Source organism: Gordonia sp. (in: high G+C Gram-positive bacteria), from assembly GCF_047600565.1.
Taxonomy (GTDB): Bacteria; Actinomycetota; Actinomycetes; order Mycobacteriales; family Mycobacteriaceae; genus Gordonia.
In genome coordinates this window covers 2,381,213-2,400,140 of sequence record NZ_JASGKN010000001.1, presented here as the reverse complement: position 1 = coordinate 2,400,140, position 18,928 = coordinate 2,381,213, and the positions used below count along the sequence as shown (strand labels likewise).

The following is an 18,928-nucleotide window of genomic DNA, read 5'->3' as shown; positions in this document are numbered from 1 at the left end:
GGGCGGTCACTTGGCGGCGCGGCGCCTCCCGGTGGAGGCCGGTGCCAGCCCCGCAACGTACGACCTGATCAGGTGGTTCCAGTGGCAGGTGCGGCAGACTTCCACGACGTGGACCGTGAACTCTTCCGCAGTAGCCGCCAGGGTACTGATCTCGGCGGCACTGCGGGCCGATCCGGAGGCGCGGCCCAGACGATCCCCGAACACCCAGGACACCTGGGTGACCTGTTCCTTGCGGCACACCGGGCAGGCGTCACCGGTGGTCACACCGTGGAATTGGGCGGCGCGCAGTAGATAGGGGCCGGCGTCGCAGACCTCGTCCAGGGACGTGCGGCCGGCCTTGACATCGGCCAGCCGTGAGCGCTTGGCGAGCGCATAGTCCACGACGCGTCGGTACACGCCTTCCAGGGTAAACCCTGTCCCGGCGCCGTCCCTCGAGCCGGGCCCGGACGGACCGGGGAATATCCCCCACGTTGCTCCCGTTTATATCGTTGCGATACATTCGTCGGTACATCGGAACGCTGTAACGCCGCAGGAAAGGGGTGACGCATGCTGGAGCTGGCCATTCTCGGTCTCCTGCTGGAATCCCCAATGCACGGCTACGAGCTGCGCAAACGCCTCACCGGCCTGCTGGGAGCGTTCCGGGCCTTCTCGTACGGTTCGCTGTACCCGACGCTGCGCAAGATGCGCGCCGAGGGCCTGATCGTCGAGGACGAGGCGACCGGCCCCACCGGCACCAAGGTCCGTCGCGCCCGCCGCGTCTACCGGCTCACCCCGCAGGGTGAGGCCCGGTTCAGCGAGCTGGTGGCCGACACCGGTCCGCAGAACTACACCGACGACGGCTTCGGCGTGCACCTCGCCTTCTTCAGCCGCACCCCGGCCATGGCGCGCATGCGCATCCTCGAGGGCCGTCGCCGCCAGGTGGAGGAGCGCCGCGAAGGCCTTCGCGAACTGCTGACCCGTACCGGTCTCGGATCGGACCACTACACCCGCCAGATGCACGAACTCAGCTTGGAGAACTCCGAGCGCGAGGTGCAGTGGCTCAACAGGCTGATCGCCGACGAAGCGTCGGGATCGGCACCGGAAGAACTTCCCACCGTCGGCACCGTCGGCAGTGGTGAGCAAGAGAAGAGTTCGGCGGTACGGAAATCCGCCGTTCCGCCGCAACAAGGAGGAGAACCCGACCATGGGTGACAATTCAGTGCGCGTGGCCATCGTCGGCGTGGGTAACTGCGCCGCATCCCTGGTCCAGGGCGTTCAGTACTACAAGGATGCAGACCCGAACTCGACTGTTCCGGGTCTCATGCACGTGACCTTCGGTCCGTACCACGTCAGCGACGTCGAGTTCGTCGCCGCGTTCGACGTCGACGCCAAGAAGGTCGGCTTCGACCTGTCCGAGGCCGTCAGCGCCAGCGAGAACAACACCATCAAGATCTGCGACGTCCCACCGCTGAACGTGACCGTCCAGCGCGGGCACACCCTCGACGGTCTGGGCAAGTACTACCGCGAGACCATCACCGAGGCTCCCGGCGAGGGCGTCGACGTGGTGAAGGCTCTCAAGGATGCGAACGTCGACGTCCTGGTGTCCTACCTGCCGGTGGGCTCCGAGCAGGCCGACAAGTTCTACGCGCAGTGCGCCATCGACGCGGGCGTCGCCTTCGTCAACGCCCTGCCGGTGTTCATCGCCTCCGACCCGGAGTGGGCCGACAAGTTCACCAAGGCCGGCGTGCCGATCGTCGGTGACGACATCAAGAGCCAGGTGGGCGCCACCATCACCCACCGCGTGATGGCGAAGCTGTTCGAGGACCGCGGCGTGGCCCTCGACCGCACCTACCAGCTGAACGTCGGCGGCAACATGGACTTCAAGAACATGCTCGAGCGTGAGCGCCTGGAGTCCAAGAAGGTGTCGAAGACGCAGGCCGTGACCTCGAACCTGAGCGGTTCGCTGGCCAACAAGGTCTACGACAAGAACGTGCACATCGGTCCGTCGGACTACGTCGCCTGGCTCGACGACCGCAAGTGGGCGTACGTCCGCCTCGAGGGTCGCGCCTTCGGTGACGTGCCCCTGAACCTGGAGTACAAGCTCGAGGTCTGGGACTCCCCGAACTCGGCCGGCATCATCATCGACGCCGTCCGCGCGGCGAAGATCGCCAAGGACCGCGGCATCGGCGGACCGGTCATCCCGGCCAGCGCCTACCTGATGAAGTCGCCGCCGGTGCAGATCCAGGACGACCTGGCTCGCCAGCAGCTGGAGGCCTTCATCATCGGTGCGGACGAGCCGGTCGCGGCCAAGTAACTCCCCGCACACGCTCCTCGAGCGAAGAACATGATCGCCGCCACCGTTCGCCGGTGGCGGCGATCATGTCGTTTCGCCTCCTGATTTCGACTCGATCGCCAGAAGTGAGCGTGCGCCGTCGCCGACGCCCGGCACCGAATCCGACATCGCTAGACTTCGGCGGTGCTCTCCTGGTCCGCAGCTCTCGTGGTGGTTCCGCTGCTGGCCGTGCTGGCACCCTTACTGACCCGGTCGGTGACCCGCTGGGTGACCATCCCGGGCGTGGTGTTCGAGGTGCTGCTCGGCATTCTGGTCGGACCCGATCTGCTGAATCTGGTCCGTCCTGGACCGGTGTTGGACAGCCTCTCCCAGGTCGGTGTGGCGGCCCTGTTCTTCGTCGCGGGATCGGAGATCGAAGCGTCTGCTCTGCGTAGCCGCATCGGTCGGCTCGCCTGGGTCGGCTGGGCGATCAGCCTGACCGCCGGCATCGGGATCGGCTGGCTGTTCTCACCCGGCATGGGCGCGGTGATCATCGGCATCGCACTGTCGTCGACCACACTGGGCGCTCTGCTTCCGATCCTGCGGGACAACGGCGAGTCGGGAACCGTGTATGCGCGGGTGGTGAGCGTGGTCGGCACGGTCGGCGAGTTCGGACCGATCGTCGCCATCTCGGTGGTGCTGTCCCAGAACTCTCCGCTCAGCGCGATCCTGCTGCTGGCGGTCTTCATCGCGGTCGCGACACTGGCGATCGTGATCGCGGCGACCATGCACACGAGTGGGCAGTTCGCGATCCGGGTGGCCGTCCTGCTGGTGGCCGCGCTGGTGGCCCTGTCGCTCACCCTGCACGTGGATCTGCTGCTCGGCGCCTTCACGGCCGGTGTGCTGTGGCGACTGCTGCTGAACGGTGCCCCCGACGAGGTCCGCCGGAGCACCGAGAGCAAGATCGACGGTCTGGCGTTCGGGTTGCTGGTGCCGATCTTCTTCATCGCCACCGGCGTCCGGTTCGACGTGCTCGCGCTGTTCCACGCACGTCACCTCTACCTGCTGCTTCCGGCCGTCCTGGTGCTGCTGCTGGTGGTCCGGGGGCTGCCCGCCGCGTTCGCGGTGCCTCGGGGTACGGGTCCGCGCGGCCGTCTGGCCGTCTCGTTCATGGCCGCGACCGGGTTGCCGATCATCATCGTCGCCACCCGCGACGGCGTGGCCGCCGGCCTGATCTCACCGACCACCGAAGCGGTTCTGGTGGGCGGCGGACTGTTGTCTCTGCTGCTGTTCCCGACGCTGGCGAGCGCCATCCGATCCAGTGGTCCCGACGATTTCCCGCCGGCCGATCGGATCTGACGCCGGATCCCCCCACGGCAATTCGGCCTTTCACGGCTGTGTGGACGCCGGGAATGTGGGAAAGTTCTCCTATGACACGTGATGTACCGGGCGAGGACGCCACCCCCGACGCCGCTGCCACCCCTGACACTGCTGTGGCGGCGACGGACGAGAAGCATCATCTCCTCCACCGCCATGCCGACGAGAGTGCTCAGGAGGTCCAGGCGGCCGCCGACGACGCGAAGGACGAGAAGAAGAAAAAGAAGGGTCTGTCTCTCAAGACCAAGCTGATCTTCACCGTCATCGGCATCGGCCTGATCGTGGGCCTCTACTTCTGGTTCCGCCAGATGGCTCCGCGCTGGTGGGGCACCACCGTGTCCGGCTGGGTGCACGACGAGTTCGCGCGCGGCGTCTGGTTCGGTCTGCTGTTCGGCATCTTCGGTGCCGCGCTCGCCCTCATCCTGTTCCTGCTGTCGCTGCACGAGTGGATGAAGCGTCGCCAGTGGCTGTCGGTGCCGCTGGGCATCCTGTCGATCGGCGCGCTGGTGCCGATTCTGCTGACGCTGGCCGTGGTCCGGTGGAACACCTCGGGCGCCGACGCCGCCAAGCAGGACCTGAACCAGTTCGGTCCGGGCTTCCGCGGCGCGATGGTCGTCGGCGTGATCATCGGCATCGTCGTCGGCGTCTTCGTCGACTACCTGCTGCTGCGTCACCACCGCAACAAGACGAATCCGACCGACTGATCTCGAGAACACGAAAGCGGGGCGCACCGAGAGGTGCGCCCCGCTTTCGTCGATCCTCTAGTCGACGCCGGAGTCGATGGCCGCGCGATCGAGCACGATCTCGGCCTCGTTCTCCGGGCCCTCACTGCCGGCGATCGCCTGGGCGCCGCCGGTCGACAGCTTGCCGATCAGGTCGGCGGTCGCGCCGCCCACCAGGCCCAGCTCCGCGTACTGCTCGAGGCGGGCGCGTGAGTCGGCGATGTCCAGGTTGCGCATGGTGAGCTGGCCGATGCGGTCGTTGGGGCCGAACGCCGAGTCGCCGACACGCTCCATCGACAGCTTGTCCGGGTGGTACGACAGCGACGGGCCCCGGGTGTCCAGGAACTGGTAGTCGTCGCCGCGGCGCAGACGCACGGTCACGTCGCCGGTGATGGCCGAGCCGACCCAGCGGACCAGCGACTCGCGCAGCATCAGGGACTGCGAATCCATCCAACGGCCCTCGTACATCAGGCGGCCGAGGCGACGGCCCTCGTTGTGGTAGTTGGCGACCGTGTCCTCGTTGTGGATCGCGTTGACCAGCCGCTCGTAACCGATGTGCAGCAGCGCCATGCCGGGCGCCTCGTAGATGCCGCGCGACTTGGCTTCGATGATGCGGTTCTCGATCTGGTCGGAGACGCCCAGTCCGTGGCGGCCACCGATCTCGTTGGCCTTCATCACCAGGTCCACCGGCGAGGAGAAACGCTCACCGTTGATGGCGACCGGCCGGCCCTGCTCGTAGGAGAGGGTGACCTCTTCGGTGGCGATCTCGACGTCGTCACGCCAGGCGGCGACGCCCATGATCGGGTCGACGATGTCCAGGCCCTGGTTGAGATGCTCGAGGACCTTCGCCTCGTGGGTGGCACCCCAGATGTTGGCGTCGGTCGAGTAGGCCTTCTCCGCGGAGTCCCGGTACGGCAGCTTGCGGGCGGTCAGCCACTCGCTCATCTCGGTGCGGCCGCCCAGCTCGTTGACGAAGTCGGCGTCCAGCCACGGCTTGTAGATGCGCAGCTGCGGGTTGGCCATCAGGCCGTAGCGGTAGAACCGCTCGATGTCGTTGCCCTTGTAGGTGGAGCCGTCGCCCCAGATGTCGACGCCATCCTCCTTCATGGCGCGGACCAGGAGCATGCCGGTCACGACGCGGCCGAGGGGCGTGGTGTTGAAGTAGGTCTTGCCGGCGGTGCGGATGTGGAAGGCACCGCACTGCAGGGCGACCAGGCCCTCTTCGACCAGCGCCTCACGGCAGTCGACGAGGCGGGACAGCTCGGCGCCGTAATCCTTGGCGCGGCCGGGCACCGAATCGATGTCCGGCTCGTCGTACTGACCGAGGTTGGCGGTGTAGGTGCAGGGGATGGCACCCTTCTCGCGCATCCAGGCGACGGCGACGGAGGTGTCGAGGCCGCCGGAGAAGGCGATACCGACACGCTCACCAATGGGCAGCGAGCTCAGGACTTTCGACATGCGACCAGGATAAATGCCGTCCTCGCCGCGCAACGAATCGGCCCGCCGGCGCAGTGACAGGCGTTACGGTGCTGCTATGCCCAGAACCTTCACCTCCATCGATGACGTCCGTGCCGCCGCGGGCGAGGAGATCGGCCCCAGCAGCCCGATCGTCGTCGACCAGCAGCGGATCGACGCGTTCGCCGATGCGACCGGCGACCACCAGTGGATCCACGTGGATCCGGTGCGTGCCCAGGCCGGGCCGTTCGGCACGACCATCGCGCACGGGTATCTGACGCTGAGCCTGCTTCCCCTGTTCGGGGCGGACCTGTTCGCCCTCGAGTTCGGCGGCGCGAAGATCAACTACGGCTCCGACAAGGTCCGCTATCCGTCGCCGGTACCGGTCGACAGTTCGCTGACCGCGACGGCCACATTCACCGGCGTCACCGAGAACCCGGCGGGCGCCGTCCTGGGTCTGCGATACGTGGTGACCGCGGCCGGGGCGGCCAAGCCGGCGTGCGTCGCGGAGACCATCGTTCTGGTCACCTCCTGACGACTCGGACGTTTCCGGCGTCCCGGCCACGGACCGCCTCGGCCTGGCCGGGCGAGCGCATAATGAGCCGGTGACGCAGACGCCGACGACCACGGACCGCCAGGCACCCTGGTCCCTGCCGGTCGACGAGGTCGCCGCGAGTCTGGGTTCGGGGCCCACCGGACTGACGTCGGCCGCAGCCGCGGCCGCATTGCCGGCCACCCGGGCGCGGGCCGCCGCCGGCCGTTCGCGCACCGCGACGTGGCGACTGCTGGCCCGTCAGTTCACCAGCCCGATCATCCTGATCCTGATCGGCGCGACCCTGCTGTCGGGGATCCTCGGCGACTGGCTGGATGCGGCGATCATTCTGACGATCGTGGTGCTGTCCGGGCTCCTGGACTTCTTTCAGGAACGCGGCGCGGCCGTCACGATGGACAGACTGCTCGGCAGTGTGAAGCCCACCGCCACCGTGCTGCGCGACGGTGAACCGGCCGAGGTGCCGTTCGACGAGGTGGTGCCCGGCGACGTGGTGCAGGTGAGCGGCGGCGACATCCTGCCGGCCGATGCGCTGGTGCTGACGGCCGACGACCTCGAACTGGACCAGTCGAGTCTGACCGGCGAGACGTTCCCGGCCGCCAAGGAGCCGGGGGTGCTGCCGGTCGGCACCGCGCTGGGCGACCGGTCCAACACCCTGCTCAACGGCACGCATGTGGCGAGCGGTTCCGGAACGGCGATGGTGGTCGCGACCGGCGTCGACACCGAGTTCGGCAAGGTGCAGGCCTCGCTGCACGCCAAGCCGCGGCCGACCGGGTTCGAGCGGGGCATGACCCGGTTCGGTCTGATGCTGGCCCGTATCATGGTGATCCTGGTGATCGCGATCTTCGTCGCGAATCTGTTGCTGCATCGCCCGTTCATCGACTCCGCACTGTTCTCGCTGTCGCTGGCCGTCGGCCTCACCCCGCAGCTGTTGCCGGCGATCGTCGGCATCAGCCTGTCGGCCGGCGCGAAGGCGATCGCCCGCCACCGGGTGATCGTCAAGCAGCTCAACGCCATCGAGGACTTCGGTGCCATGACGGTGCTGTGCACCGACAAGACCGGCACCATGACGCAGGGCGGCATCCACCTGGACGCCACCCTGGCCCCGGACGGTTCCGCCGACCCGGGACTGCTGCGCATCGCCGGCTGGAACGCCACGCTGCAGCGCGGACTGCGGAATCCGCTCGACGACGCGATCGCCGCAGCGGCGACCGCCGGCGGGGTGGATCTCGGCGCGGCCACCGCCGTCGGCGAGGTCCCGTACGACTTCGTCCGCAAACGCCTGTCGGTGCTCGTCGACGGTCCCGACGGCCGCCTCCTGGTCACCAAGGGCGCGGTCAATCCGGTGCTCGCCGCGTGCACCGCGGTCGCCGGACCCGGCGGCACCCGGCCTCTCGCTGATGCACGCGCCGGCGTCGAGGCCGTCGTGGAGGATCTCGGCGGTCAGGGCATGCGGGTGCTGGCCGTCGCCACCAAACCGATGCCCGGCGCCGCCGACTGCTCGGTGGACGACGAATCCGGTCTGACCCTGGTCGGTCTGCTCGCCTTCGCCGACCCGGTGAAGCCGGACGCCGCGGCGACGGTCGCCGACTTCGCGAAGGCCGGGGTGAGTCTGCGGATGATCACCGGCGACGCGAAACCCGTGGCCACCCACATCGCCGGCGAACTGGGTCTCGATCCGGCCGCCGTCCTGACCGGTCCCGAGATCGACGCGCTGGACGAGGCGGCCCTGGACGACGCGATCGCACGGACCCGCGTGTACTGCGAGACCAGCCCGCACAACAAGGAACAGATCATCAGTGCCCTCACCCGCAGCGGTGTGACGGTCGGTTACATGGGCGACGGCATCAACGACGCCCCGGCCCTGAAGGCCGCCGACGTCGGGATCTCGGTCAAGGGCGCCGCCGATGTGGCCGCCGACGCCGCGTCGTTCGTGATGCTGGAGAACGATCTGCCATCGCTGCTGGAGGCGATGCGTCAGGGGCGTCGCACCTTCGCCAACACGATGAAGTACCTCTACATGACCACCAGCGCCAATTTCGGGAACATGATCTCGATGGCCATCGCGTCGATCGTGCTGCCGTTCCTGCCGCTGCTGGCCTCGCAGATCCTGCTCATCAATCTGCTGACCGACATGCCGGCGACCGCGATCGCCACCGATCAGGTGGACGCCGACCGGCTGGCGAAGCCGCAACGATGGAATCTGCGGGTGCTGGTGCGGTTCATGGTCGTCTTCGGCACCGTCAGCTCCGTGTTCGACATCATCACGTTCATCGTGCTGCGCCGCGGTTTCCACGCCGGCGAGACCGAGTTCCAGACGGCGTGGTTCCTGGCCTCGATCCTCACCGAGATCGCCGTCATCTTCGTGCTCCGCACCAGCAAACCGTTCTGGACGTCACGGCCGTCGACCACGCTCGTCGCCCTGTCGGTGGTGTGCGCGCTGATCGCGATCGCGATGCCGTTCCCCCCGATCGGCGGACTCCTGCATCTGGAACCGCTGCCGGGCCGACTGATCGGCTATCTGCTGGTGATCGTGGTCGGCTACGTGGTCACCACCGAAGTCACCAAGTGGTTCTTCTGGCGCCGCCACCGCCCGCTGCTGCAGGCGCCTCAGATCTTGCCGTCGAGGAACTCCGCGTAGGCCGGCAGATCGAGCTGGCCGTGGCCGGACAGACCGATCACCACCACCTGCTCCTTGTCGCTGTTCGCCACTTCGGCGGCGCACGCGGCGATGGCGTGGGTCGACTCCGGCGCCGGAACGATGCCCTGGGTACGGGCGAACTGCACACCTGCGCTGAACGCGTCGTGCTGGTCGATCGCCACCCCCTGCACCAGCCCCAGCTCCACCGTGTGGCTCAGCGCCGGCGCCATCCCGTGATAGCGCAGGCCGCCGGCATGGATCGGGTCGGGGACGAAGTCCATGCCCAGGGTGTGCATCTTCAACAGGGGCGTCAGCCCGGCCACGTCGCCGTGGTCGTAGCGGTACTCACCCTGCGTGATCGACGGGCAGGCGGCGGGTTCGGCGGCCACGACCCGCGGATCGCTGCGACCGTGCAGCTTCTCGCGCAGGAACGGGAACGAGAGACCGGCCAGGTTCGAGCCGCCGCCGGCACACCCGAACACCACGTCCGCGCCACCCGGCTCCACCGCGTACAGCTGATCGACGGCCTCTTGGCCGATGACGCTCTGGTGCAGCACCACATGGTTGAGCACACTGCCCAGCGCGTACCGGGTGTCGTCGTTCTGGGCCGCCACCTCGACCGCCTCCGACACGGCCATACCGAGGCTGCCGGTCGTGTTCGGGTCCTTGGCGAGCATGGCGCGACCGGACTCGGTGAGGTCCGAGGGACTCGGATGCAGGGTGCCCCCGTAGGTACGGATCAGGTAGCCGCGGTACGGCTTGGAATCGTAGGACGCCCGGACCTGCCACACCTCGATGTCGATCCCGAACTGGGCTCCGGCGAACGCGAGTGCACTACCCCACTGGCCGGCACCGGTCTCGGTGGTCAGCTTCTTCACACCGTCCAGGCTGTTGTAGTAGGCCTGCGCGACCGCCGAGTTGGTCTTGTGGCTGCCGACCGGGCTCACGCCCTCGTACTTCACATAGATGCGCGCCTTGGTGTTCAGCGCCTCCTCGAACCTCCGGGCGCGCAGCAGCGGCGAGGGGCGCCACATCTTGTAGATCTCCCGCACCGGTTCGGGGATCTCGACGTAGACCTGATCGGTCACCTCCTGAGCGATCAGCCCCGACGGGAACAGTGCCGCCAGATCGTCCGGTCCCACCGGTTCCTTGGTGCCGGGATGCAGGTGCGGCGGGATCGGCTCCTCCAGCTCGGCAGCCAGGTTGTACCAGTGCGTCGGCACATCGACGGTGACCAGATCGGGATGGGAGGAGGTGTCGGCGGTGCTCGTCATGAGGGGGACTGTAGTTGGTGGCGGAGCGCTCGGCCGGACTGTTCGTTCAGTCGGTGAAGTCGATCGATGTGGCCGACACCAGATAGCCGGACCCGTGGTCGGTGCGGCACCCGAACCGGCCCGAATCCAGGCCGCAGCGGATCTGACCGTTCTTGGTGGGCAGCGTCACCGCCGTGCGGTCGGGCAGCACCGGATAGGTTTCGCCGGTCGACGGATTGCCGGTCTGCCACAGTCCGTCGGCTTCGCGGTAGCCGGGGTTGCCTTGCAGCAGGCTGTGACACGGTGTGCCGGTGGGCCCGGTCACGAACAGCACCGAGGAGAGCGCCGGATCCGTTCCCGGATAGAAGCCGCAGTCGTGGTCGGCGGCGAACGGCGGCTTCCACTGGCGGCTCAGATAGCAGATGGGGGCCGAGGCGTTGTCGGACCGGCAGAACACGGTACGGTCGGCGGTCACCCAGGTGTAGCCGCCGGTGCTGTTGGCGTACGTCGACGCGTCGGCGCCGGGCAGGTCGTTACCCCAGGACGCCGCAGTGGTGTCGCCGCCGGTGCGGGTCACCACATAGGTCACCGCGATCACCAGTGCTGCGGCCAGCGCGGCGGCCGCCGCGATCAGGATCGCGAGAGTCTTGCTCATGGTGCGCTTCACTCTAGTGCTGTCGGCGGTGTGGGCCAGACTGGATGCCATGACACACGGATGGGTGGCGAACGGCTACGGCGGGCTCGACGACTTCGAGTTCACCGAGCGTGAGACCGGTGCCCCGGAGCCCGGCGAGGTGACGGTGCGGGTGACGGCGGCTGGAGTGAATCCGGCCGATCTCAAACACGTCACTCGCGGCACCGACCCGTTGCCGATCGCGGTCGGCTACGAGATCGCCGGCATCGTCACCGACGTGGGCGAGGGCACCCGATGCGCTTCCGGGCCGGTCGCCGTGGGCGACCGCGTCGCGGCGTTCCGGGTTCACGGCGGGTACGCCGAGGAGCTGACCGTTCCCGCCGCCGACGTGTTCGTGCTGCCGCCGTCGGTCGACGACGCCGCGGCTGCCGGACTGCTGCTCGCCGGCTGCACTGCGGCCGAACTCCTGCACCGGTCGGGCGCCCGCGCCGGCGACACGGTGCTGTTCCACGCGGCGTCCGGCGCGGTGGGGGCGATCTTTCTGCAGCTCGCCGCCCGCGAAGACGTCGCCGTGGTCGGCACCGCCGGACCCGGCCGGCAGGACGCGGTGACCCGCTTCGGGGGGATCGCCGTGCCGTACGGTCCGGGGCTGGCCCAGCGCGTCCGGGCCGCCGCGCCCGCCGACGTCGTCGCCGCCCTGGATGCCGCCGGAACCGGGGAGGCGACCGCCGTGAGCCTGGACCTGGTCGCCGATCGCGACCGGATTCTCACGGTCGCCGCGCCGCAGGACGCGAAGCGGCACGGCTTCGTCGCCGTCTCCGGAGCGCAACCGGCCAGCGCCGCCTACCGCGACTCGGTCCGCGGACCGCTTCTCGACCTGCTCGCCGCCGGTGAACTCGAAGTGCCGCTCGCGCGGTCGTTCCCGCTCGAGCAGGCACAGGACGCGCTGCGTCTGGTGGCCAGCGGCGGCGCGCACGGAAAGGTCGTGCTCCGGCCCTGACGCCGACTCGGTCCGAACGACGACTCAGTCCGGCAGCATCGGCGCATCGTCGCCGTGATGCCGGCCGAGCAGCCGGCCCCGCGTGACCGCGGCCGACCCGAACCGGTTCTTGAGGTCGTCCACCACCGCGTCGAGGCTGGTCCCCTCACGCTCCTCACGCTCGGTGATCCCGTCGGCAGGACTCAGCGGCAGGGCCAGCTGCGCCGCGTCGGGCCGGGACAGGTTGGTCAGCGAGAGCCCGATGAGCGTGCAGTCGCGGTCCCGGATGGTCGGCAGCGCTTCGGCGAACAGGTCGCGGGCCAGTGCCAGGAGAACCGTCGTGGAGTCGGTGGGTTCGGCCAGGGAACGGGACCGGGTGGCCCGCTCGTAGTCACCGAACCGGAGCCGCAGCACGACGGTGCGGCACAGTCGGTCGGCAGCCCGCAGACGCTTGCCGAGCCCGTCCACGATCGCGATGAGAGTGGCCTCGACATCGGCTTCGGCGCGCACCCGCCGGCCGAGGGCCCGTTGGGCGCCGATCGATTTCCGATGCCGGGCGGTGTCGACGCGGCGCGGGTCGCGGGCCATCGACAGCGCATACAGGTGCCGGCCGCTGGAACCGCCGAGGAGAGCGGACAGTCCCGACTCTCCGAGTGCAGCCATGTCGCCGACCGTGTGGACGCCCGCCTCGGCGAGCCGCTGCTCGGTCTTGACGCCCACACCCCAGATCTTGCGGACCGGCAGCGGATGCAGGAACTCGAGTTCGCGTTCGGGCGGAACCTCCAGGAGGCCGTCCGGTTTGCCGGCGCCGCTGGCGACCTTCGCCAGGAACTTGGTGCGGGCCACCCCGACGGTGATGGGCAGCCCGACCTCGGCGCGGATGCGTTCCCGGAGCCGGGCGGCGACCTCGACCGGGGGTCCGCTGATCCGCGTCAGGCCGGCGACGTCGAGGAACGCCTCGTCGACCGAGACGCCCTCCACGATCGGCGTGGTGTCGTAGAAGACGTCGAACACCGCACGGCTCGCGGCGGTGTAGGCGGGGAACCGCGGCGGCACGGTGACGGCCCGCCCGCGACCCAGCACGGTGTCGCAGAGTGCGCGGGCCTCCCGGCCCGGCATCGGGGTGCGGACCCCGCAGGCCTTGGCCTCATAGCTGGCGGCCAGCACCACGCCGCCCCCGACGAGTACCGGGCGGCCACGCAACGCCGGGTCGTCGCGCTGCTCCACCGACGCGTAGAACGAGTCGAGGTCGGCGTGCAGGATCGACGCATCGCTTCGCTGTCTGATCCGCACGCGCGGATCGTCTCACCCGATGCCGACAGCGATGCCGGCGAGCCTTTCGACAGGCTCAAGGAGCGTTGGTGAGGCTCAGGGAGCAGAGGTTCTGCGGGCCTTCAGGACCACGTCGTCGGCGTGCTGGGCTCCCTGGGTACCACCGGCCGGACGGCCACGCGGAACCGTTTCGAGCTTCTCGACGTCCAGCTGGTCGGCGAAGCGTTCGGCCACGTCGGCCGGCTGCAGAAACGCGGACAGATCGAAGCCGTGCGCGATCACGCCCTCCGGGGCGTGCATGACGTCCAGCAGCGTGCCGCCGGGCGCGAGTGCGGCGACCAGTTTCGCGACCACCGCGTCGTCGTCGGCCGCGATCGGGAAGTAGTGCACGGCGATCAGGTCGAACGGGCCGCCGGGCACGTCGTCGACGGTCAGGTCGGCCTGCACCCAGGAGATCGCGTCACGCGCGTCGATGTCCGCGGCGCGCTGCACGGCGACCTCCGAGATGTCCACCGCCACCACCGTCCAGCCCTGGTCGGCCAACCAGCGCGCGTCGGCGCCCTCACCGCTGCCGACGTCCAGGGCGGTGCCCGGGGCCAGATCGGCGGTCTCCCTGATCAGCGCCGGGTTGGCGTCGGACGTCCAGATCCGGTCGGCGCTGCGGTAGCGGTCGTCCCAGTCGCCCGCGGTCCGGGGGTGGTCGTGGCTCATCCCTCGACCGTACAAGCGGACGGGTGCAGACTGAAGACATGGCATTCCCCGTACGCATCGGTGTCCAGCTCCAGCCGCAAGGCGCCCCCGACTATTCGATGATCCGCGACGCCGTGCTGCGCGCCGAGGACCTGGGCGTCGACGTGATCTTCAACTGGGATCACTTCTATCCGCTGTACGGCGACCCGGACGCCGCCCATTTCGAGTGCTGGACGATGCTCGGCGCGTGGGCCGAGCAGACTCAGCGCGTCGAGTTCGGCGCACTGGTCACCTGCAACTCGTACCGCAATCCGGATCTGCTGGCCGACATGGCGCGCACCGTGGACCATCTCAGTGGCGGACGGCTGGTCTTCGGTATCGGCGCCGGCTGGTTCCAGCGCGACTACGACGAGTACGGATACGACTTCGGCACGGTCGGCTCCCGCCTCGACGCCCTCGGTGAGGCACTGCCCCGGATCGAGGCGCGCTGGGCGAAGCTCAATCCGCCGCCGCTGCGCAAGATCCCGGTCCTCATCGGCGGTGGCGGCGAGAAGAAGACTCTGAAGTACGTGGCTCGGCACGGCGACATCTGGCATTCGTTCGCCGACGTCGACACCTACCGGCACAAGGCCGCGGTCCTGGCCGACCACTGCGCGGCGGTGGGTCGCGACCCGTCGGAGATCGAGCACTCGTCCGGGGTGCGCTATCACGGCGACGCGGCGGCCACTCTCGCGACGGCCGAAGCCCTCACCGACGCCGGGGTGTCACTGCTGACCGTCGACACCGGCGGCCCCGACTACGACCTGACCGCGGCGAAACTGCTCGTCGACTGGCGCGACCGCGGCTGACCGGCTTGCTCACTCCTGCAGCGTCCCACACCACGTGGGCGGTTTCGGCGGCTAGATTGATCCCATGACGTCTGCTCGTCGGTCACGCTCCCTGCTGGTGTCCTTGACCCTCCTGTTCGCCCTGGTCTTCGGTGCCGGGCCGGCTTCGGCGAATCCGCCCACCCACATGCCCGATCCGCTCGTCGACTCCGCCGGGGTGCTCACCACCGGGCAGGAAGATGCGATCAACGACCAGATCGATCAACTGGCCAACGATCGGGACCTGAACCTGTGGGTCATCTACGTCCGCAGTTTCGAGGGCAAGTCGCCGAAGGACTGGGGCACGCAGACCCAGTCCCTGACGTCGCTCGGCTACCACGACATCCTGTTGGCGATCGCCACCGACGACAAGCAGTACTACCTCGGCACCGCCGAACCGATCGACAGCGTCTCGCAGAAGGACCTGGACGCGATCGGCGCCGACCGGGTGGAGCCGGCGGTCAAGACCGGCCGCTGGTCGGATGCCGCATTGGGGACCGTCGAGGCTCTGCGCAGCGGCGGCAAGGGCGTCCGGATCGCGCTGATCGTCGCCGGCATCGCGGCGCTGCTCGCGGCCGCGGGTGCCCTCGCCTACTTCCTGCGGCGCCGCTCCGACGACGAGGACGCCGAGTCCGGCGACGGGTCGAACGGTGACGCCCTGACGCTGGGCGAGCTGTCCGAGCAGACCGTCGACACCCTCGATCCGTGGTCGCAGGACGTGCTCACCAACACCGACAACGCGCTGAGCACCAGTTCCGATGAGCTCGCGCTCGCCGAGGACGAGGTGGGCGCCGATGCCGTCATTCCGTTCCGCAGCGCCCTGCAGACCGCCGACGGCGAACTGGCGTCCGCATTCCGGTTGCGGCGCCAGGTGGACACCGATACGTCTCTCGACGATCAGCAGAAGCACGACCTGCTGGTCGAGATCATCACGCTCTGTTCGGATGCCGACGCCGGACTCGATGACCGGTCCGCCGACTTCGACGCTCTCCGCGACCTGTCCGACGACGCGCCGGGCCGCCTCGACCGCCTGGCGGAGCGCTCCGCCCAGGTGGCCGGCCGATTCGATGCGGCGCGGGCCGGTGCCGACGCCGTGTCCGACGGCGAGGAGACCGTCGCCTCGGCGGTGGCCGGCAACGTCGACCTGGCCGATGAGCTGACACAGTTCGCCGACGACGCCATCGAGCAGGGTCGCGACACGCTCGCCGAATCGTCGGACGCGTCGGCGGCCGCCGCGATCCGCTCGGCCGAGGGGGCCCTCGATGCCGCTACCCGCCTGCTGGATGCAATCGATGAGGCCCGCACCGCCGGTGACGGCGGCGAGGTCGACGCCGCCGGCCGTCTGACGCTCGCCGAGAGCTATCTGGAGACCCGGCGCGGTGCGGTCGGAGCGTCGGCCCGCACGCTGTTGTCGGAGGCCGCCCGCCTCCTCGACGCCGGCGAGGACGGCGCCGGTCCGCTCGCCGACGAGGCCCTGGATCAGGCCCGCGCAGACGTGGAGACGTGGCAGGCGAGCGCGCCCGCCGAGGATGCCGCACCCGTGCTGGCCGGAGTCCTGGTGGATGTGATTCTGCGGTCGTCCGGTCCGGGCGATGCCCCGATCGGCGCCGGCGGGTACAGCGCCGGCGGACGCAGCCCGGGGTCGTTCGGCGGTCCGGACACCGCCGGCCGCATCGGTACCGGCGAGCGACGGTGACGGAGTAGACACTCCCCCGACTTTTATTTCGACTACCTAACTATTAGACTCACTACATGTGAGTCCCACCATCGATCCCACCACCGCCACCGCCCTGCGGGCCGCGGTGACCCGGCTCTACCTCAGCCTCCGGCGCAACTCGCCCAGCAGTGAGATGACCGCCGCACACTCGTCGGCCATCGGCACCCTGACCGATCACGGCCCGATGCGCATGGGCGAGTTCGCCGAGCGGGAATCGATCCGGATGCCGTCAGCCACCGCGCTGATCGACAAGCTGGTCCACGAAGGACTGGTCCAGCGCCGCCCCGACCCCACGGACCGCCGCGCGGTCCTCATCGAGCTCACCCCCGACGGCCGACGCACCGTCGACGAGCTCCGGAGCCGCCGCGACGAGGTGCTCACCACCGCATTGGAACGCCTGGAACCGGCCGAGCGCACCACGCTCGAAGCCGCCGTCCCGGCGCTCACCGCACTACTGAAGCAATTGGAGAACCATGACGAGTGACACCGTCGCCGCGCCGCCCGAGGCGCAGCAGGCCGACCACGGCCACAACCTCATCGACGTCTTCCGCGGCCAGCCCCGCGCCGTCTGGGTCACGGCCTTCGCCGCGATCATCGCGTTCATGGGCATCGGCCTGGTCGACCCCATCCTCAACAGCATCGCCGAGGCCCTCAAGGCGCCGCCGGAGAAACTGACCCTGTTGTTCGGCGTCTACCTGGGCGTGCAGGTGCTCGCCATGCTCATCACCGGCGCCTGCGCCTCCAGGTTCGGCCCGAAGCGCACGCTGACCGTCGGCCTGATCCTGATCGTCCTGGGCGCCGGCATCTCGGCGTTCGGCAGCAACATCGACCAGCTGATCGCACTGCGCGTGCTCTGGGGACTCGGCAACGCCCTCTTCATGGCGACCGCTCTCGCCTTCATCGTCGGACAGGCCCGCGGCGGTCAGCAGGGCGCGATCCTGCTCTATGAGGCCGCACTGGGTGTCGGTCTGGCCGTCGGACCGCTGCTGGGCGCGCTGCTCGGCGAATGGACCTGGCGTGCCCCGTTCGGCGGCACCGCCCTGCTCATGCTGATCGGCGCGATCCTGTGTGCGATCGCCCTGCCCGCCGACGGGCCACGCTCGGAACGCGCCGCGGTCGGGATCCTCGACCCGCTGAAGGCGCTCAAGAATCGCACCCTGCTGATCAACTCGCTGGGTTCGGCCTTCTACACGGCCGCCTTCTTCACGGTCATCGCGTGGTCCCCGATCTCCATGGGTCTGCGTCCCATCACCGCCGGCATGATCTTCTTCGGCTGGGGCATCCTGACCGCCGTCTCGGGCGTCTTCCTGGCACCCCGCATCGCTCGCGCAGTCGGTGACCGGCGAGGCGTGCAGGGCGCGATCGTCGTCTACGCCGCGGTCATGGCCGTGGCCGCCATCGGCGTCCTCGAACACCAGGTGTGGCTGATCGGCCTGGCCGTCGCCGTGTCGGGTATCCCGTCGGGTGTGCTGAACACCCTGTTCACCGGTGTCGCCATGTCGGCGACCGGTCCGGAGACCCCGCGCTCGGTGGCCAGTGCCGGCTACAACTTCTTCCGCTGGATGGGTGGCGCGGTGTCGGCGGTCCTCGTCGCCCACCTCGCCACGTGGTTCGGCGGACCGGCCCCCTACTGGTTCGCGGCCGCCTACTGCCTGGTCGCCGTCGTGCTGCTGGTGGTGGCCCGCGACCGTAACCGTCGCAGCGTTCCGGAAGAGGCCGCTCTGGTCGGCGCCGAAGAGTTCTGAACGCACGGTCTCGCAGCTGTCGCGATTCGGCCCTCCACACGGGGTCGGATCGCGACAGTTCCGTCTGCGCCTTCCTCCGGCTGCCGGGTAGCCTCGCACCATGCCCACCGCGCTGATCACCGGAGCGTCCCGGGGTGTCGGAGCCGCCGTCGCCCACGCCCTGGCCCCGACGCACGACCTGCTGCTTCTCGCCCGGCCGTCCGATGCCCTGACCGCGGTGGCCGGGGAACTCGATGCGACCGCCGTGGCCGTCGATCTGACCGACCATGCGACCGTCGCGCAGGCCGTCGGCGCCGTGACCGACCTCGACGTCGTGGTGCACTCGGCGGGCATCGCCTCGAGTCTGCGTCCGGTGGCCGAGACGTCCGCGGCCGAATGGCGCGAGCTCATGGAGATCAACGTGGTGGCGGCGGCCGAACTCACCCGGCTGCTGCTGCCCGCACTGCGCGCGGCCGGCGGGCACGTCGTCTTCCTCAACTCGGGTGCCGGTCAGCGCGTGAATCCGGGGTGGACGCCGTACGCGGCCAGTAAGTTCGCGCTCCGGGCCCTGGCCGACGGACTGCGCGGCGAGGAGCCGTCACTGCGGGTCACCTCGATCTACCCGGGCCGCATCGACACCGACATGCAACGCGAGATCGTCGCCCGCGAAGGCGGCGACTACGACCCCTCGCAGTTCCTCACCGCCGGCACGGTCGCCGCTGCGGTGGCCGCTGCGGTCGCCGCTCCCGCCGACGCGCACCCGACCGACGTCACCCTCCGGCCTCGCGCCCACTGAC

At 69.3% G+C, this 18,928-nt stretch carries 18 protein-coding genes; 12 read left to right on the top strand and 6 right to left on the bottom strand.

Features of this window, described 5'->3' with window-relative positions:
• Positions 1-6 precede the first annotated feature (6 nt).
• Positions 7-396 (bottom strand): DUF5318 family protein, encoded by a 390-nt coding sequence (locus tag QM774_RS11675; protein ID WP_414976036.1) that lies wholly within the window; start codon positions 394-396, stop codon positions 7-9.
• A gap of 150 nt (positions 397-546) precedes the next feature.
• Here QM774_RS11675 and QM774_RS11670 point away from each other — a divergent pair, with 150 nt between their 5' ends.
• The 4 genes from QM774_RS11670 (at position 547) to QM774_RS11655 (ending at position 4,332) form a co-directional block, all read left to right on the top strand.
• Positions 547-1,191, top strand: coding sequence for a PadR family transcriptional regulator (locus tag QM774_RS11670; protein WP_414976035.1), 645 nt, complete (start codon positions 547-549; stop codon positions 1,189-1,191).
• Entirely contained in the window at positions 1,184-2,293 is a 1,110-nt protein-coding gene (locus tag QM774_RS11665; protein ID WP_414976034.1) for an inositol-3-phosphate synthase, read from the top strand. Before QM774_RS11670 ends, QM774_RS11665 begins: the two co-directional genes overlap by 8 nt.
• A gap of 162 nt (positions 2,294-2,455) precedes the next feature.
• A complete protein-coding gene (locus QM774_RS11660; protein ID WP_414976033.1) occupies positions 2,456-3,610 on the top strand; it encodes a cation:proton antiporter in 1,155 nt (384 codons plus the stop codon).
• A gap of 71 nt (positions 3,611-3,681) precedes the next feature.
• A complete protein-coding gene (locus tag QM774_RS11655; RefSeq protein ID WP_414976032.1) occupies positions 3,682-4,332 on the top strand; it encodes a hypothetical protein in 651 nt (216 codons plus the stop codon).
• Positions 4,333-4,389: 57 nt separating this feature from the next.
• On the opposite strand, the gene argG is transcribed toward QM774_RS11655, so the two are convergent.
• A complete protein-coding gene (gene argG, locus QM774_RS11650) occupies positions 4,390-5,808 on the bottom strand; it encodes an argininosuccinate synthase (RefSeq protein ID WP_414976031.1) in 1,419 nt (472 codons plus the stop codon).
• 76 nt (positions 5,809-5,884) lie between these two features.
• On the opposite strand from argG, the gene QM774_RS11645 reads away from it, so the two are divergent.
• Together QM774_RS11645 and mgtA are read left to right on the top strand one after the other, a co-directional pair.
• A complete protein-coding gene (locus tag QM774_RS11645) occupies positions 5,885-6,340 on the top strand; it encodes a MaoC family dehydratase (protein WP_414976030.1) in 456 nt (151 codons plus the stop codon).
• Positions 6,341-6,410: 70 nt separating this feature from the next.
• Positions 6,411-8,996 carry a magnesium-translocating P-type ATPase gene (gene mgtA / locus QM774_RS11640; RefSeq protein WP_414976029.1) on the top strand — a complete coding sequence of 862 codons (2,586 nt, stop codon included), beginning with the start codon at positions 6,411-6,413 and terminating at the stop codon, positions 8,994-8,996.
• On the opposite strand, the gene QM774_RS11635 is transcribed toward mgtA, so the two are convergent.
• The gene (locus QM774_RS11635) at positions 8,966-10,270 is read right to left on the bottom strand and encodes a TrpB-like pyridoxal phosphate-dependent enzyme (protein ID WP_414976028.1); all 1,305 of its coding nucleotides are present in this window, start codon (positions 10,268-10,270) and stop codon (positions 8,966-8,968) included. The two genes, mgtA and QM774_RS11635, sit on opposite strands and share 31 nt — an antisense overlap.
• A 46-nt stretch (positions 10,271-10,316) precedes the next feature.
• On the bottom strand, positions 10,317-10,904 hold the full coding sequence (locus QM774_RS11630; RefSeq protein WP_414976027.1) for a hypothetical protein: 588 nt from the start codon (positions 10,902-10,904) through the stop codon (positions 10,317-10,319).
• A 49-nt stretch (positions 10,905-10,953) separates the two neighbouring features.
• Between QM774_RS11630 and QM774_RS11625 the strand changes: the two genes are divergently transcribed.
• Positions 10,954-11,883, top strand: coding sequence for a quinone oxidoreductase family protein (locus tag QM774_RS11625; protein WP_414976026.1), 930 nt, complete (start codon positions 10,954-10,956; stop codon positions 11,881-11,883).
• Between the two features lie 24 nt (positions 11,884-11,907).
• On the opposite strand, the gene dinB is transcribed toward QM774_RS11625, so the two are convergent.
• The gene (gene dinB / locus QM774_RS11620) at positions 11,908-13,155 is read right to left on the bottom strand and encodes a DNA polymerase IV (RefSeq protein ID WP_414976025.1); all 1,248 of its coding nucleotides are present in this window, start codon (positions 13,153-13,155) and stop codon (positions 11,908-11,910) included.
• Positions 13,156-13,230: 75 nt separating this feature from the next.
• Positions 13,231-13,845, bottom strand: coding sequence for a class I SAM-dependent methyltransferase (locus tag QM774_RS11615; RefSeq protein WP_414976024.1), 615 nt, complete (start codon positions 13,843-13,845; stop codon positions 13,231-13,233).
• A 98-nt stretch (positions 13,846-13,943) separates the two neighbouring features.
• On the opposite strand from QM774_RS11615, the gene QM774_RS11610 reads away from it, so the two are divergent.
• The 5 genes from QM774_RS11610 (at position 13,944) to QM774_RS11590 (ending at position 18,927) form a co-directional block, all read left to right on the top strand.
• Positions 13,944-14,672 (top strand): LLM class F420-dependent oxidoreductase, encoded by a 729-nt coding sequence (locus QM774_RS11610; RefSeq protein WP_414976653.1) that lies wholly within the window; start codon positions 13,944-13,946, stop codon positions 14,670-14,672.
• A 64-nt stretch (positions 14,673-14,736) separates the two neighbouring features.
• Positions 14,737-16,386: a TPM domain-containing protein gene (locus tag QM774_RS11605; RefSeq protein ID WP_414976023.1), complete on the top strand. Its 1,650-nt coding sequence runs from the start codon at positions 14,737-14,739 to the stop codon at positions 16,384-16,386.
• Positions 16,387-16,444: 58 nt separating this feature from the next.
• Entirely contained in the window at positions 16,445-16,891 is a 447-nt protein-coding gene (locus QM774_RS11600) for a MarR family winged helix-turn-helix transcriptional regulator (protein WP_414976022.1), read from the top strand.
• Positions 16,881-18,152: an MFS transporter gene (locus QM774_RS11595; protein ID WP_414976021.1), complete on the top strand. Its 1,272-nt coding sequence runs from the start codon at positions 16,881-16,883 to the stop codon at positions 18,150-18,152. Before QM774_RS11600 ends, QM774_RS11595 begins: the two co-directional genes overlap by 11 nt.
• A 100-nt stretch (positions 18,153-18,252) precedes the next feature.
• The gene (locus QM774_RS11590) at positions 18,253-18,927 is read left to right on the top strand and encodes an SDR family oxidoreductase (protein WP_414976020.1); all 675 of its coding nucleotides are present in this window, start codon (positions 18,253-18,255) and stop codon (positions 18,925-18,927) included.
• The last annotated feature ends 1 nt before the right edge of the window (position 18,928 follow it).